The 15428-nt window shown below is 66.4% G+C and carries 15 protein-coding genes; 9 read left to right on the forward strand and 6 right to left on the reverse strand.

Annotated features, from left to right (window positions below; all coding sequences use genetic code 11):
- Positions 1 to 91: 91 nt before the first annotated feature.
- From rarD to MJ122_RS16440, 6 genes are all read right to left on the reverse strand, one after another.
- Positions 92 to 979: an EamA family transporter RarD gene (gene rarD, locus MJ122_RS16415; protein ID WP_088416018.1), complete on the reverse strand. Its 888-nt coding sequence runs from the start codon at positions 977 to 979 to the stop codon at positions 92 to 94.
- Positions 980 to 1136: 157 nt separating this feature from the next.
- A complete protein-coding gene (locus MJ122_RS16420; RefSeq protein WP_239744826.1) occupies positions 1137 to 2111 on the reverse strand; it encodes a serine/threonine protein kinase in 975 nt (324 codons plus the stop codon).
- A 68-nt stretch (positions 2112 to 2179) separates the two neighbouring features.
- The gene (locus MJ122_RS16425; protein ID WP_239744827.1) at positions 2180 to 2551 is read right to left on the reverse strand and encodes a hypothetical protein; all 372 of its coding nucleotides are present in this window, start codon (positions 2549 to 2551) and stop codon (positions 2180 to 2182) included.
- 119 nt (positions 2552 to 2670) lie between these two features.
- The gene (locus MJ122_RS16430) at positions 2671 to 3435 is read right to left on the reverse strand and encodes a TOBE domain-containing protein (RefSeq protein WP_088416021.1); all 765 of its coding nucleotides are present in this window, start codon (positions 3433 to 3435) and stop codon (positions 2671 to 2673) included.
- A gap of 93 nt (positions 3436 to 3528) precedes the next feature.
- Positions 3529 to 4251: a ComF family protein gene (locus MJ122_RS16435; protein ID WP_088416022.1), complete on the reverse strand. Its 723-nt coding sequence runs from the start codon at positions 4249 to 4251 to the stop codon at positions 3529 to 3531.
- A gap of 25 nt (positions 4252 to 4276) precedes the next feature.
- Positions 4277 to 4570, reverse strand: a complete 294-nt coding sequence (locus MJ122_RS16440; RefSeq protein WP_017520212.1) for a hypothetical protein — start codon at positions 4568 to 4570, stop codon at positions 4277 to 4279.
- A 243-nt stretch (positions 4571 to 4813) separates the two neighbouring features.
- Between MJ122_RS16440 and bioB the strand changes: the two genes are divergently transcribed.
- The 9 genes from bioB (at position 4814) to MJ122_RS16485 (ending at position 15297) form a co-directional block, all read left to right on the forward strand.
- Positions 4814 to 5872 carry a biotin synthase BioB gene (bioB, locus tag MJ122_RS16445; protein WP_239744828.1) on the forward strand — a complete coding sequence of 353 codons (1059 nt, stop codon included), beginning with the start codon at positions 4814 to 4816 and terminating at the stop codon, positions 5870 to 5872.
- Positions 5873 to 6010: 138 nt separating this feature from the next.
- A complete protein-coding gene (bioF, locus tag MJ122_RS16450; RefSeq protein ID WP_239744829.1) occupies positions 6011 to 7216 on the forward strand; it encodes an 8-amino-7-oxononanoate synthase in 1206 nt (401 codons plus the stop codon).
- On the forward strand, positions 7209 to 7934 hold the full coding sequence (locus MJ122_RS16455) for an alpha/beta fold hydrolase (RefSeq protein WP_239744830.1): 726 nt from the start codon (positions 7209 to 7211) through the stop codon (positions 7932 to 7934). The genes bioF and MJ122_RS16455 overlap by 8 nt, the downstream gene beginning before the upstream one ends.
- Entirely contained in the window at positions 7927 to 8733 is an 807-nt protein-coding gene (bioC, locus tag MJ122_RS16460; protein WP_239744831.1) for a malonyl-ACP O-methyltransferase BioC, read from the forward strand. The genes MJ122_RS16455 and bioC overlap by 8 nt, the downstream gene beginning before the upstream one ends.
- An 86-nt stretch (positions 8734 to 8819) precedes the next feature.
- Positions 8820 to 9503 (forward strand): dethiobiotin synthase, encoded by a 684-nt coding sequence (gene bioD / locus MJ122_RS16465; RefSeq protein WP_088416028.1) that lies wholly within the window; start codon positions 8820 to 8822, stop codon positions 9501 to 9503.
- 74 nt (positions 9504 to 9577) lie between these two features.
- On the forward strand, positions 9578 to 9814 hold the full coding sequence (locus tag MJ122_RS16470; protein ID WP_088416029.1) for a hypothetical protein: 237 nt from the start codon (positions 9578 to 9580) through the stop codon (positions 9812 to 9814).
- Positions 9815 to 10124: 310 nt separating this feature from the next.
- Entirely contained in the window at positions 10125 to 11930 is a 1806-nt protein-coding gene (locus tag MJ122_RS16475) for a phenylacyl-CoA dehydrogenase (RefSeq protein ID WP_017520219.1), read from the forward strand.
- A 171-nt stretch (positions 11931 to 12101) separates the two neighbouring features.
- Positions 12102 to 13382, forward strand: a complete 1281-nt coding sequence (locus MJ122_RS16480; RefSeq protein ID WP_239744832.1) for a GGDEF domain-containing protein — start codon at positions 12102 to 12104, stop codon at positions 13380 to 13382.
- A gap of 118 nt (positions 13383 to 13500) precedes the next feature.
- Positions 13501 to 15297: an acyl-CoA dehydrogenase C-terminal domain-containing protein gene (locus tag MJ122_RS16485; RefSeq protein WP_088416031.1), complete on the forward strand. Its 1797-nt coding sequence runs from the start codon at positions 13501 to 13503 to the stop codon at positions 15295 to 15297.
- Positions 15298 to 15428 lie beyond the last annotated feature (131 nt).

Here is a 15428-nt window from a genome sequence, read left to right on the forward strand (position 1 = left end):
CGCATTCGCGGGATAGAGCTGTGGACAATCTGCGGGTGACTGCCTGAAAGCCGCAGCTGGCGCGGCTTGCAGGTAGTGGATCAAATAGTGATCAGTCGCCGCGGGAGAGGCGGTACCAGATGTCCACGCTGTAGACGACCAGGCCCGCCCAGATGCAGCAGAGGGAGATCAGGCGCGTGGTGTCCAGGTGCTCGCCGAACAGCAGGATTGCCTGCAAAAGCACCAGGGTCGGTGCCAGGTACTGCAGGAAGCCGAGGGTCGCGTAGGGCAGGTGGCGCGCGGCAGCGTTGAAGCACACCAGTGGCACCAGGGTGATCGGGCCGGCGGCGGCGAGCCAGATGGCGTCCTTGGTGGTCCAGAAGTCTGCGTGCACGCTCGGGCCGTCGGCGAACAGCACGAGATAACCGATCGCCAGTGGCAGCAAAATCCAGGTCTCCACCACCAGGCCCGGTAGCGCTGCCACCGGAGCCTGCTTGCGGATCAGCCCGTAGAAGCCGAAGGTCAGTGCCAGTGCCAGCGACACCCAGGGCAGGCTGCCCAGTTGCCAGAGCTGCTGGGCCACGCCCAGCGCGGCGAGGCCGACCGCTACCCACTGCAGCGGGCGCAGGCGTTCGCGCAGGATCACCAGGCCCAGCAATACGTTGATCAGCGGGTTGATGTAGTAGCCCAGGCTGGCCTCGATCATGTGGCCGTTATTCACCGCCCAGACGTAGACCAGCCAGTTGCTGGCGATCAACAGGCCGCTGGCGGTGAGGACGGCGATGCGCTTGGGGTTCTCGCGCAGCTCGCGCCACCAGCCGGGGTGCTTCCAGACGAGTAATAGCAGGGCGCCGAACACCGCCGACCAGATGGCCCGGTGGGTGATGATTTCCAGCGCGGGGATGCGTTCGAGCAGCTTGAAGTAGATCGGGAAGAGCCCCCAGATGACATAGGCAGTCAAGCCCAGGGCGTAGCCCCGGCGGGGATTGGCGGTGGCCATGGAACATCCTTGGTTAGGCAGCTAATGAGTGGCTGCACAATTCTAGGGCGCGCAACCGGGCTTGTCTGTGCTGCTTCGCTGGACGTCCCGGTCGCGTCGGCGAATGGGCGTAACGATGTCGTTACGGGGAGGCCTACGAAAGCCAGAACCTGGCGGGTCAGAACAGCCGCAACGGCTCCTCATCCAGCGCCGCCAGTTGCTCGCGCAGTACCAGCACCTGCTCGCCCCAGTAACGCTCGGTGCCGAACCAGGGGAAGCTCGGGGGGAACGCCGGGTCGTCCCAGCGGCGTGCCAGCCACGCGCTGTAATGCATCAGGCGCAGGGCGCGCAGGCCTTCGATCAGCGGCAGCTCGCGTGGGTCGAAGTCGTGGAATTCCTGGTAGCCGTCGACCAGTTCCGAGAGCTGCCCGAGGCGCTCCTGGCGTTCGCCGGCAAGCATCATCCACAAGTCCTGCACCGCCGGGCCCATGCGGCAATCATCGAGGTCAACGACGTGGAAGGTTTCGTCGCGGCACAGCAGGTTGCCGGGATGGCAGTCGCCGTGCATGCGGATCGGCGTGTACTTCACCCGTGCGTAGAGGTCGTCGATCTTCTTCAGCAGGTCGCGCGCAACGGACTCGTAGGCCGGCAGCAGACTCTTGGGAATGAAGTTGCCCTCCAGCAGGGTGGTCAGGGACTGGTGGCCGAAGTTCTGCGGTGTGAGCGACTCACGGTGTTCGAACGGACGGTTGGCGCCCACGGCGTGCAGGCGGCCGAGCAGTTGGCCCAGGCGATAGAGCTGGTCGAGGTTGCCCGGCTCCGGTGCGCGGCCGCCGCGGCGGGGGAACAGGGTGAAACGGAAGCCGGCATGCTCGAAGAGGGTCCTGCCCTCGTGCACCAGCGGCGCCACCACCGGGACTTCGCATTCGGCCAGCTCGGCGGAGAAGCTGTGTTCCTCGAGGATGGCCTCGGTAGTCCAGCGGCCGGGGCGGTAGAACTTGGCGATCAGCGGCTCGCTGTCTTCGATGCCGACTTGGTAGACGCGGTTCTCGTAGCTGTTGAGCGCGAGTACGCGGGCGTCGCTGAGAAAACCGATGCTTTCCACCGCATCCAGCACCAGGTCGGGGGTGAGGGCGGAAAAGGGATGGGACATGGCGACGTTCCGGCAAGGGTAAAGCTGCCTAGTTTACCCAGTCCGCTTCGTTTGGGTGGGCAGTTGCCTCAACGGTCGGCGCAGTGTTTTCTCAGGTACTCGACGAAGTCCGTGGCCAGCCCTCGGCGTTCGCCCTTCACCAGGGTCAACTCCTGCATCGAACGGAATTTGCACTTGACCGGCTGCGCCTGCTTGTCCGCGTGATGCAGCGGGGTCAGCAGCAGGTCATAGGGCGTACCCTGGCGGACCTGCTCGACGAGTTCGGCTTCGTCGCCGCCGATCAGCAGAACCTTGTTGCGTGTCTCGATCTGGTACTGGTCCACCACGGGTTCGAGTATCGACATCAGTTCGTCGCTGGCACCGACCCGCAGTACGTCGGGGCCGGCGTGACCGGCAAGGGGCAGGAACAGCAGGGCGAGCAGCAGAAGTGGGCGGCGCATGGTGGGAGCTCCGGTTGGCCAGGGTCCCGCCCGGCACGGGCGGAACGCGTTGGCTATTGGAGCGCGGCACAGTGCTGCCGGGCTTGATATGAGGCAGGGAAATCCAGGGTAACCGGGGGCTATAGCGGCGTGCCGAGGATCACCTGGGCCGGGGAAAACTGTGCGCGCACCGCCGAGCCGGCTTTCAGGCCGAGGATATCGACCCGCTCCGGGTCGGTCAGCGCGCAGAGCATCTGCCCGCTGGGCAACTGGATGCGTACTTCGCTGGGGCCGTCTTCGGCTTCGCGGATATCGTCGACATGGCCCTCCAGCGCATTCAGCCCTTCCGGGCAGGGAATGTGCGGCAGGTCAACGTAGAGCCAGCCGGCCTTCATCAACGCCACCACCGCTACGCCGCCGGCGAGCTCCAGTTTCTCCGCGCTCTCGCGGGTGACCCGCGCCTGGATGCGCGAGCCGCCGGGCAGCTCGATGCGCACCAGGTCGTTGAGGCCGGCCGGCTCCACGGCGACGACATGCCCGTGCAGCTGGTTGCGCGCGCTGGTGCGCATCATCAGGCGGCCGATCAGCTCCAGGTCAGCCTGGTGCTCGACATGCTCGACAATGTGTTCGCGCAGGGCTTCCAGGCGCTGGTACAGCGCCAGCAGGCGCTCGCCGTCGGCGGTCAGGCGGGCGCCGCCACCGCCCTTGCCGCCAACGCTGCGTTCCACCAGCGGGCGGTCGGAGAGGTTGTTCAGTTCATCGATGGCGTCCCAGGCGGTCTTGTAGCTCATCCCGGCGGCCTTGGCGGCGTGGGTGATCGAGCCGAGCTGGGCGATCTGCGCCAGCAGGGCGATGCGCTGCGGGCGGCGGGTGACGTGTTGGGTCAACAGGCTGAGGGTGGTCATGGTTTCGCGAGTATTTATTGGTATGCGGGGAGGCTCCGTTGCGGGCGTGCAAAACGCAAGGGGCAGATGTCGGGAATGTGGCCGAACGGCGTTCTATTGCGGGGGCGGTGTGCGCGCCAGACAGTAGACGTCGACCCGCCGCGCGCCGGCGCGGCGCAGCAGGCGGGCGATGCGTTCGGCGGTGGCGCCGGTGGTCAGCACGTCGTCCACCAGCGCCAGATGCAGGCCTTCGACCCGTGCACCGTCGCCCAGGGCGAAGGCGCTGCGCAGGTTGCGCTTGCGGGTGGCGGCGTCCAGGCCTTGCTGGGCCGGGGTGTCCTGCGTGCGGCGGACGAGGTGGTCATCCACCGGCAGGCCCAGTGGCGTGGCCAACCATTGCGCCAGCAGTTGCGCCTGGTTGAAGCCGCGTTGCCGTTCGCGCCGGCGCGACAGCGGCACGGGGATCAGTCGGTCCGGGCGCGGCAATCCTTCGTCAAAGGCATGCAGCAAATGGCGTTCGAGCAACTGACCAAGCAGCCGCCCGAGCGGCGCATTGGCCTGGTGCTTGAAGCGGGTGATCAGCGCATCGACGGGGAAGCCGTAGCGCAGCGGAGTTTCGACGCGGTGGAATGCTGGCGCGCGGCGCAAACATTGCCCGCAGGTCAGGCCGGTGACGGGCAGGGGCAGTGCGCAAACGGTGCAATGCCCGGCCAGCCAGGGCAGGTCGTCGTCACAGCCGGCGCAGAGGGGCAGGGCGGCCTGTTCCGCCGCTCCGCCACAGAGAAGACATTGCACCCGGGGGCGCCACCAGACGGGGCGCCAGTGAAGCAACCGCATTTCGCCCCTCCGTGGGCGGCGCTGCTCAATGGATCAGCCAGCTCAGGACCACCAGCCCCAGCACCGTCCAGATCAGCCCGCCGAAGATCGAGCGCCGCATGAAGGCGCGGATGCCACTGTAGAGCAGCAGCAAGCCGATGAAGAGCAGGACGAAGCTGAAGATCGAGACGTCGATTCCCACGGCGCGCGCCAGGCCGTGGAAGAAGTCGTCCATCGCGCGCCACAGGCCGCCGAGCACGCCTGACAGCAGATCGACGATGAAGCGGATGGCCTTGCCGACCATCTGGCCAAGGCCGTCGAAGAATCCTTCTGTTCCCATCTGGGGTATGACTCCTGAGTGTTCTGACTGATTGGAGCGGCGATGAGGCGGATCGGTTCAGCCACAGCGGCAAATCCACCCGTGCAATTGGTCAATAAATGGTCACTTGTCGACCTGTGTCGCGAGAGTGGTTGACAGCGTCACAGCTCCACATATGATGCCTTGAGCCTGATTTCCCCGGTGGCGCGCCGCCGGGGCACCCCTGGACAAGAGGCGCCCCCAAGCGTCGAAGGACTTTTGCCGATGAGTGCCACCGCAGCCCAAGCAACCCGCCACGACTGGACTCTTGCCGAAGTCCGGGCCCTGTTCGAACAGCCCTTCAACGACCTGCTGTTCCAGGCGCAGACCCTGCACCGGGCACATTTCGATCCGAACCGCGTACAGGTGTCGACCTTGCTGTCGATCAAGACCGGCGCCTGCCCCGAAGACTGCAAATATTGCCCGCAGTCCGGCCACTACAACACCGGCCTGGACAAGGAAAAGCTGATGGAAGTGCAGAAGGTGCTGCAGGCCGCAGCCGAGGCCAAGGCCATCGGCTCGACGCGCTTCTGCATGGGCGCCGCCTGGAAGCATCCATCGGCGAAGGACATGCCCTACGTGCTGGAAATGGTGAAGGGCGTGAAGAAGCTCGGCCTGGAGACCTGCATGACCCTGGGCAAGCTGACCCAGGAGCAGACCCAGTCGCTGGCCGAAGCGGGCCTGGACTACTACAACCACAACCTCGATACCTCGCCGGAGTTCTACGGCAACATCATCACCACCCGCACCTACGCCGAGCGCCTGCAGACCCTGGCGTACGTGCGCGAGGCGGGGATGAAGATCTGCTCCGGCGGCATCCTCGGCATGGGCGAGTCGGTGGACGACCGAGCCGGCCTGCTGATCCAGCTGGCCAACCTGCCCGAGCACCCGGAATCGGTGCCGATCAACATGCTGGTAAAGGTGAAGGGCACCCCGCTGGCCGAGGAGAAGGACGTCGACCCGTTCGACTTCATCCGCACCCTGGCGGTCGCCCGCATCCTGATGCCGAAATCCCATGTGCGCCTGTCCGCCGGCCGCGAGCAGATGAACGAGCAGATGCAGGCCCTGGCCTTCATGGCGGGCGCCAACTCGATCTTCTACGGCGAGAAGCTGCTGACCACCGCCAACCCGCAGGCCGAGAAGGACATGCAGCTGTTCGCACGTCTGGGCATCAAGCCCGAGGAGCGCGAGGAGCACGCCGACGAGGTGCACCAGGCCGCCATCGAGCAGGCACTGGTGGAGCAACGCGATTCCCAGCTGTTCTATAACGCGGCTTCGGCCTGATAGAGCCGCTTTTCTTCATGTAGGAGCGAGCTGGCTCGCGAACGATTTTCCCGAATCCTTCGGTGCCGGGCGGTTCGCAAGCCAGCTCGCTCCTACAGGTCCTCGCCTCGCAGGACCACCGCCGACACGGGGTTGCGCATGCCTTTCGATCTCGCCGCCCGCCTGGCCCAGCGCCAGGCGGAGGACCTCTACCGCCGCCGTCCGCTGCTGGAATCGCCGCAGGGACCGGACGTGGTCATCGATGGTCAGCCGATGCTGGCCTTCTGTTCCAACGATTACCTGGGCCTGGCCAATCACCCCGAGGTGATCGCGGCGATGCGCGCCGGCGCCGAACGCTGGGGCGTTGGCGGTGGCGCCTCGCACCTGGTCAATGGCCATTGCGGTCCGCACCATGAGCTGGAGCTGGCGCTCGCCGAGTTCACCGGCCGCCCGCGTGCGCTGCTGTTCTCCACCGGCTACATGGCCAACCTGGGTACTGTCACCGCCCTCGTCGGCAAGGGTGACAGCGTGCTGGAGGACCGCCTCAACCACGCCTCGCTGCTGGATGCCGGCTTGCTTTCCGGCGCGCGCTTCTCGCGCTACCTGCACAACGACGCCGCCAGCCTCGCCTCTCGGCTTGAGAAAGCCGAGGGCAACACGCTGGTGGTCACCGACGGCGTGTTCAGCATGGACGGCGACCTGGCCGACCTGCCCGCGCTTTGCGCCAGGGCAAGGGAGAAGGGCGCCTGGGTGATGGTCGACGACGCCCACGGTTTCGGCCCGCTGGGTGCGACCGGTGGCGGCATCGTCGAGCACTTCGGCTTGGGGATCGAGGACGTGCCTGTGCTGGTCGGCACCCTCGGCAAGGCCTTCGGCACTGCTGGGGCTTTCGTCGCCGGCAGCGAGGAGCTGATCGAGACGCTGATCCAGTTCGCCCGCCCATACATCTACACCACCAGCCAGCCGCCCGCCGTGGCCTGCGCCACGTTGAAGAGCCTGGAATTGCTGCGCGCCGAGAGCTGGCGCCGTGACCGCCTGAACGGGCTGATCGCGCGCTTCCGTGCCGGTGCCCAAGCCATCGGCCTGGAGCTGATGGACAGCCCGACGCCGATCCAGCCGATTCTCATCGGCGGCAGCGCCCAGGCCATGGCGTTGTCCGCGGAGCTGCGCCAGCGCGGCATTCTCGTCGGCGCAATTCGCCCGCCCACCGTGCCGGCGGGTACCGCACGCCTGCGCGTGACCCTGTCCGCTTCGCACACCGAGGCGCAGGTTGACCGCCTGCTGCTGGCGCTTGCCGAAAGCTGGCAGCGCGTGTCGTCTAGCCTTCTGGCAGAGATCGATGCCGAGGAGGGCGATGATGCGTGACCAACTGATCCTGCTGCCGGGCTGGGGCCTGGGCAGCGCTCCCCTGGAACCGCTGCGCGACGCGCTGCTGGAGCAGGCGCCGCATTTGAACGTGCAGATCGAGCCGCTGCCGGCGGATGCCGACCCGAACGCCTGGCTCGACGAGTTGGACGACAACGTCGCCCATGATGCCTGGATTGCCGGCTGGTCCCTGGGTGGCATGCTTGGCGCCGAGCTGGCGGCTCGCCGTGGCGAGTCCTGCCGCGGGCTGGTCACCATTGCCAGCAACCCCTGCTTCCGTCGCCGCGAGGATTGGCCGGATGCCATGGCCAACGAAGTCTTCGAGGACTTCTTCGAGGCCTTCCTGCTCGAGCCGCAGTTGGTGCGCAAGCGCTTTACGATGCTGGTCAGCCAGGGCGCCCGCGATGCGCGCACCCTCGCTCGCCAATTGCAGGTGGCATTGCCGCAACTGAACGTGGAGGGCCTGACCGCTGGCCTGCAACTGCTGGGGCAGCTCGATACCCGCGCCGCCCTCGGCCGCTATCCCGGCCCGCAACTGCACCTGTTCGCCGCTAACGATGCGCTAGTCCCGGCGAGCGCCGCCGACGCGTTGCTGGACTGGCTGCCGGACGTCGAAGTCAGCCTGCTGCCCGGCGCCAGCCACGGTCTGCCGCTGGAGCAGCCGGACGAAGTGGCGAGCGCCATCCTGAAGTTCATCCACGAGGGCGACGATGCCTGATTGCAGTACCAGCGCGCTGCCCGACAAACGCCAGGTAGCCGCCTCCTTCTCCCGCGCCGCGTCGACCTACGACGCAGTGGCCGAACTGCAGCGCGCTGTCGGCAGCCGCCTGCTGGAGCTGCTGCCGGCACAGACTGCGCCGCAGCGCTGGATCGACCTGGGTAGCGGCACCGGTTATTTCACCCGCGCCCTGGCGGCGCGTTATCCGCAGGCACAGGGCCTGGCCGTCGATATCGCCGAGGGCATGCTGCGCCACGCCCGCGAGCAGGGTGGTGCGCTGCACTTCATCGGTGGCGATGCCGAACGGCTGCCGTTGCGCGATTCGGCCTGCGACCTGCTGTTTTCCAGCCTGGCCGTGCAGTGGTGCGCCGACCTGCCGGCGGTGCTCGGTGAAGCCTGTCGCGTGCTGCGCCCAGGCGGCGTTGCGGCCTTCAGCAGCCTGTGTATCGGCACCCTGGGCGAGCTGCGGCAGAGCTGGGAAGCGGTGGACGGCTTCGTCCACGTGAACCGCTTCCGCGCCTTCGAGCAGTACCAGCAGCACTGCGCAGGCAGCGGCCTGGAAGTGCTGGAGTTGCGCACCGAGGACCGCGTCCTGCACTTCCCCGACCTGCGCTGCCTGACCCATGAACTCAAGGCGCTCGGCGCGCATAACCTCAACCCCGGCCGGCCTGATGGCCTCACCGGGCGCGAACGGGTGCGCGCGCTGATCGCCGCGTACGAGCGCTTCCGCCAGCCCGAGGGGTTACCCGCGACCTACCGGGTGGTCTACGCCGTCCTGCGCAAAATCAATTCCCTGTAGGAGCGGACTCCGTCCGCGATGATATCCGGCGCGAAGCGGACCTGTCGCGGACGGAGTCCGCTCCTACGAAAGACACCGAGGAACCCATGTCCCACGCCTACTTCGTTACCGGCACCGACACCGAAATCGGCAAGACCACCGTCGCCTGCGGCCTGCTGCATGCAGCACGGCTGGCCGGGTTGTCCACGGCGGCCGCCAAGCCGGTGGCTTCCGGCTGCGAGCGCAGCCCCGAGGGACTGCGCAACTCAGACGCGCTGGCGCTGCTGGGCGAATGCAGCGTGCCGCTGGTCTATGAACAGGTGAACCCCTTCGCCTTCGAGCCGGCCATCGCTCCGCACCTCGCCGCCCGCGAGCAGGGCGTGAAACTGGCCGTGGATGCGCTCGCGGGACCGGTACGCTCGGTGCTGGCGCTGGGTGCCGACTTCACTCTGGTCGAAGGCGCTGGCGGCTGGCGCGTGCCGCTGGCGGGGGAGGAGAACCTCTCCGACCTGGCCATCGCTCTGCAGCTTCCGGTAATTCTGGTCGTCGGCGTGCGCCTGGGCTGCATCAACCATGCCGTGCTCAGCGCCGAGGCGATCCAGCGCGACGGCCTGGTGCTGGCCGGCTGGGTGGCGAACATCGTCGATGCGCAGACCTCCCGTCTGGAAGAAAACCTCGCCACCCTCGCCGAACGCCTGCCGGCACCTTGCGTTGGACGCGTGCCGCGCCTGGCCCAGGCGACGCCGGCGGCGGTGGCTGCGCACCTGGACCTGGGCATCCTGGATTTGTAACCAGCCCTTGGCCTGGCGGGCGCCGTCTGCTTGAATACTGGCCACTTGCTGCTTTTTGCCGAGGAGGCGCGTCGATGGAAATCTCCGGTAATGCTTTCTCTGCGGGTCTGGCCAGCGTCCAGGCAGGGCAGCGCCGTGTCGACCAGGCCGGCAGCGATATCGCCAGCGCCGGCGCGCGTACCGCCTCCAGTGACGCCCTGACCGACCATCTGGTGGATCTGCGCCGTGGCCAGCACGAGGTCGAAGCCGGCGCCAAGGTCATCCAGGCCGCCGACGAAACGCTCGGCACGCTGCTCGATATCCGCGCCTGAGCGCGACCGTCTTCACCCCCTGATTCCTGCTCAGCGGCCGGCTGTCCTCGTGACACGCCGGCCGCTCTGCCATGGGCTTTAATTAGCTTCATCACGGCGCTGCGAATACACCCTGCGGACAGCCCGGCGAGCGTGACCAGGCGGTCGGTTTGCACGCTTGACAAGGGTATGGCGTAAACGTATGTTTCAAACGCCTGTTTGACTGTCCGGATGCGTGCGCGCACCGACTGGGCGGCCGGGAATGCTCCCGCACTGCGACCGCAGCAACCGGTCGCCCATTAACCAGAACCCTTCGTAGAGGTTTACCGCTATGCCTGATTACAAGGCCCCCTTGCGTGATATCCGTTTCGTTCGCGACGAGCTGCTGGGCTACGAAGCGCACTACCAGAACCTGCCGGGCGCCGAAGACGCCACCCCGGACATGGTCAATGCCATCCTCGAAGAGGGTGCGAAGTTCTGCGAACAGGTAATCGCTCCGCTGAACCGCACTGGCGACCTGGAAGGCTGCAAATGGAGCCCGGAAGGCGTCAAGACTCCGACCGGCTTCAAAGAGGCCTACCAGCAGTTCGTCGAAGGCGGCTGGCCGAGCCTGGCCCATGACGTCGAGCACGGCGGCCAGGGCCTGCCCGAATCCCTTGGTCTGGCCATCAGCGAGATGGTCGGCCAGGCCAACTGGTCCTGGGGCATGTACCCGGGCCTGTCCCACGGCGCCATGAACACCCTGCACGCCCACGGCACTCCGGAGCAGCAGCAGGCCTACCTGACCAAGCTGGTGTCCGGCGAGTGGACTGGCACCATGTGCCTGACCGAGCCGCATTGCGGCACCGACCTGGGCATGCTGCGCACCAAGGCCGAGCCGCAGGCTGACGGCACCTACAAGATCACCGGCACCAAGATCTTCATCTCCGCGGGTGAACACGACATGGCCGACAACATCGTCCACATCGTGCTGGCCCGCCTGCCCGACGCCCCGCAGGGCACCAAGGGCATCTCGCTGTTCATCGTGCCGAAGTTCCTGCCCAACGCAGAAGGCAACGTGGGCGAGCGCAACGCCGTGTCCTGTGGCTCCATCGAGCACAAGATGGGCATTCACGGCAACGCCACCTGCGTGATGAACTTCGACGCCGCTACCGGCTTCCTGATCGGCCCGCCGAACAAGGGCCTGAACTGCATGTTCACCTTCATGAACACCGCTCGCCTGGGTACCGCGCTGCAAGGCCTGGCCCACGCCGAAATCGGTTTCCAGGGTGGCATCGCCTATGCTCGCGAGCGTCTGCAGATGCGTTCGCTGACCGGCCCGAAAGCGCCGGAAAAAGCCGCCGACCCGATCATCGTGCACCCGGACGTTCGCCGCATGCTGCTGACTGCCAAGGCTTTCGCCGAAGGCAACCGCGCCATGCTGTACTTCGCCGCCAAGCAGGTCGACATCGTCCAGCGCAGCCAGGACGAAGAAGAGAAGAAAGCCGCTGACTCGATGCTGGCCTTCCTCACTCCGATCGCCAAGGCATTCATGACCGAAGTGGGCTTCGAAGCCGCCAACCACGGCGTGCAGATCTATGGCGGCCACGGCTTCATCGCCGAGCACGGCATGGAACAGAACGTCCGCGACAGCCGTATCTCCATGCTGTACGAAGGCACCACCGGCGTTCAGGCGCTGGACCTGCTGGGCCGCAAGATCCTCATGACCCAGGGCGAAGCGCTCAAGGGCTTCACCAAGATCGTGCACAAGTTCTGCCAGGCCAACGAAGCCAACGAAGCGGTCAAGGAGTTCGTTGCCCCGCTGGCCGCGCTGAACAAGGAGTGGGGCGACCTGACCATGAAGGTCGGCATGGCCGCCATGAAGGACCGCGAGGAAGTCGGCGCCGCGTCGGTGGACTACCTGATGTACTCCGGCTACGCCTGCCTGGCCTACTTCTGGGCCGACATGGCTCGCCTGGCTGCCGAGAAGCTGGCTGCCGGTACCAGCGAAGAGGCCTTCTACCAGGCCAAGCTGAAGACCGCGCGCTTCTACTTCCAGCGCATCCTGCCGCGCACCCGCGCGCACGTCGGTGCCATGCTGTCGGGCGCCAACAACCTGATGGACCTGGCCGAGGAAGATTTCGCCCTCGGTTACTGATCGGCGCTATAAACGGGCGGCTCGCCGTCCGTCTGCTGACCAGGAAAAAGCCCGCCGCAAGGCGGGCTTTTTCGTCTCCCAAGCCACACAAATCTCCGCAGAAAATGCCATCATTACGCCACATGCCGTTGCGCTGATGGCGAGCCCGGCACCCACTTTGCGGAACCCCCTGTGCGACCCAAGGCCCCTTACCGGATCAGCCATTTCCTCACGCCCCTGTTGCTGATTCCGGCCGGCATCGCCGCCGGCTCCCTGGGCGAACTGTCTGACTTCTTCATCTCCCTGTTCAATGTGCTGCCGACCCTGCTGCTCCTGCTAGGTGGCGCGCTGTGCCTGGTCTATGGCCGCCAGCGCCAGTTGTTCATGCTGGCGGTGGTGTATATCGCGTATTTCCTCCTCGATACCCAGGTCGACTACTTCCAGGCGCACCGCGTGGTGATGCCCGAGGCGGCGCTGGTGTTCCACCTGTGTTGCGTGCTGTTGCCGCTGCTCTACGGCCTGTATGGCATCTGGCAGGAACGCATGCACATGCTGCAGGACCTGCTCGCCCGCAGCGCCGCGCTGATCGCCGTGGCCGGCGTGGCGATGGCCCTGGCCAAGCGCTTCCCGCAGGGCCTGGCGGAACTGCTCAGCGACACTTACTGGCCGGTGCTGCACGGCCAGTGGATGAACCTCGCGCAGTTGTCCTACTTCGGGTTCCTCATGGCCTTCATCGCCCTGGTCGCCGCCTACGTGCGCCAGCCCCGCCCGCTGCATGCTGCGCAGCTGTTCGGTTTGGTCGGCCTGCTGTGGATGCTGCCCAAGGTGTTCATCCTGCCCCATGCGCTCACCGTGATGACCAGCCTGGTGATGCTCACCCTGGCCGGCGCTGTGGCGCACGAGGCCTACCAGATGGCGTTCCGCGACGAGCTCACCGGCCTGCCGGGGCGTCGCGCGCTGAACGAACGCTTCCAGCGCCTGGGCCAGCAGTACGTGCTGGCGATGATCGACGTGGACCACTTCAAGAAATTCAACGACAGCCACGGCCACGACGTCGGCGACCAGGTGCTGCGCATGGTCGCCAGCCAGCTGCGTCGCACCGGTGGCGGCGGCAAGGCTTACCGCTACGGCGGCGAGGAATTCACCCTGGTGTTCGCCGGCAAGACGGTGGAGCAGTGCCTGCCCTACCTGGATGGCGTGCGCCAGGCCATCGAGGGCTATGCCATGCACCTGCGCGACCGCGGCAACCGTCCCAAGGATGATCGCCAGGGCCGCAGCAAGCGCAGCGGCAAGGATGCGCAGACCGTCTCGGTGACCATCAGCGTTGGCGTCGCCGAGCGCGACGGCGAGCGGCGCAGCCCGGACGAGGTCATCAAGGGCGCTGACGAAGCGCTGTATTCGGCCAAGAGCGGCGGGCGCAACCGCGTGGCCGTGCATGGGCAATCCCGTCGTGGAGCGGTGCGCACCGCCTGAGCGGCCTGCGTTATGACTGCGCATTCAGGGCGTGCAGCGTGATTGTCCGGGCGGTCACGGATCGTTAGGTTCGGGTTTTACGCGCCGCTTCGGCGCACGAACCGAACGGAGATTCGCGATGCCCGAGTACAAGGCCCCCCTGCGCGACGTGCGCTTCCTCACCGACGAAGTCTTCGACTTCACCGGCCGCTACGAAGCCCTCGGCGCCACCGACGCCACCCCGGACATGTTCGCCGCCATCCTCGAGGAAGGCGCGAAGTTCTGCGAGCAGGTCATCGCCCCGCTGAACCGCTCCGGCGACGAGGAAGGCTGCCACTTCGACAACGGCGTGGTGACCACGCCCAAAGGCTTCAAGGAAGCTTTCGCGCAGTACGTCGAGGCCGGCTGGAACGGCGTTTCCAGCGACCCGGAATATGGCGGCCAGGGCCTGCCGCCGTCCCTCGGCCTGCTGGTCAGCGAGATGATCGGCGCGTCCAACTGCTCCTGGGGCATGTACCCCGGCCTGACCAAGGGCGCGATGGCCGCCATCCATGCCCACGGCACGCAGGATCAGAAGAATACCTACCTGCCGCGCATGACCAGCGCGGTGTGGACCGGCACCATGTGCCTCACCGAGCCGCACTGCGGCACCGACCTGGGCATCATCAAGACCCGCGCCGTGCCCAACGCCGACGGCAGCTACGCGATCACCGGCACCAAGATCTTCATCTCCGCCGGTGAGCATGACATGAGCGAGAACATCATCCACCTGGTCCTGGCCAAGCTGCCCGACGCGCCCGCTGGCACCAAGGGCATCTCGCTGTTCATCGTGCCCAAGTTCAACCTGGACGCGAACGGCGAGGTCGGTAGCCGCAACGCCGTGGCCTGCGGTTCCATCGAGCACAAGATGGGCATCAAGGCTTCGGCCACCTGCGTGATGAACTTCGATGGCGCCAAGGGCTTCCTCATCGGCGAAGCCAACAAGGGCCTGGCCTGCATGTTCACCATGATGAACCACGCGCGCCTGGGCACCGGCATGCAGGGTCTCTGCCTCGGCGAGACCAGCTATCAGGGCGCCGTGCGCTACGCCCAGGACCGCCTGCAGATGCGCTCGCTGACCGGGCCGAAGGCACCGGAGAAGCCCGCCGACCCGATCATCGTCCACCCCGACGTGCGCCGCATGCTGCTGACCATGAAGGCGTTCAACGAAGGCAACCGCGCGCTGGCCTACTTCACCGCACAACTGCTGGACATCGAGCACCTGTCCCAGGACGCCGAGGAGCGCGAGCGCGCGGCCAACCTGCTGGCCTTCCTTACGCCGATCTGCAAGGCCTTCATGACCGAGACCGGCCTGGAAGTCACCAACCACGGCATGCAGGTGTTCGGCGGCCACGGCTTCATCCGCGAGTGGGGCATGGAGCAGCTGGTGCGCGACTGCCGCATCGCGCCGATCTACGAGGGCACCAACGGCATCCAGGCGCTGGACCTGCTGGGCCGCAAGGTCCTCGGCAGCCAGGGCAAGCTGCTGATGGGCTTCACCAAGCTGGTGCACCAGCTCTGCCAGCAGCATGCCGAGCATCCGCAGCTCAAGGCCCAGGTGGCCCAACTGGCCGCGCTGAACAAGCAATGGGGCGAGCTGACCCAGAGAGTCGGCATGGCCGCCATGAAGAACCCGGACGAAGTGGGCGCCGCCTCGGTGGACTACCTGATGTTCTCCGGCTACGTCACCCTCGGCTATTTCTGGCTGCGCATGGCGCTGGTCGCCCAGCAGAAGCTGGAGGAGGGCGCCGGCGAGAAGGCCTTCTACGAGACCAAGCTGGCCACCGCCGAGTTCTACTTCAGCCGCCTGCTGCCCCGCGCGTCGGGCCATGTGGCGGCGGTGGAGGCCGGCGCCGAGGTGCTGATGCGCCTGTCGGCGGAGCAATTCGCCCTGTAAATCCCCGCGCCAGACAAGAAGGCCCGCCCCGAGCGGGCCTTCTCGTTCAGGCTACATATTGTGACCAATCAATAGTTGTGCGGTCACATCATGACGCTTAAAGTCTGAAAAGTTGTTGGAGTAAACTCCGG

It is taken from the genome of Pseudomonas sp. DP-17, from assembly GCF_022380625.1.
Classification (GTDB): Bacteria; Pseudomonadota; Gammaproteobacteria; order Pseudomonadales; family Pseudomonadaceae; genus Pseudomonas; species Pseudomonas nitroreducens_A.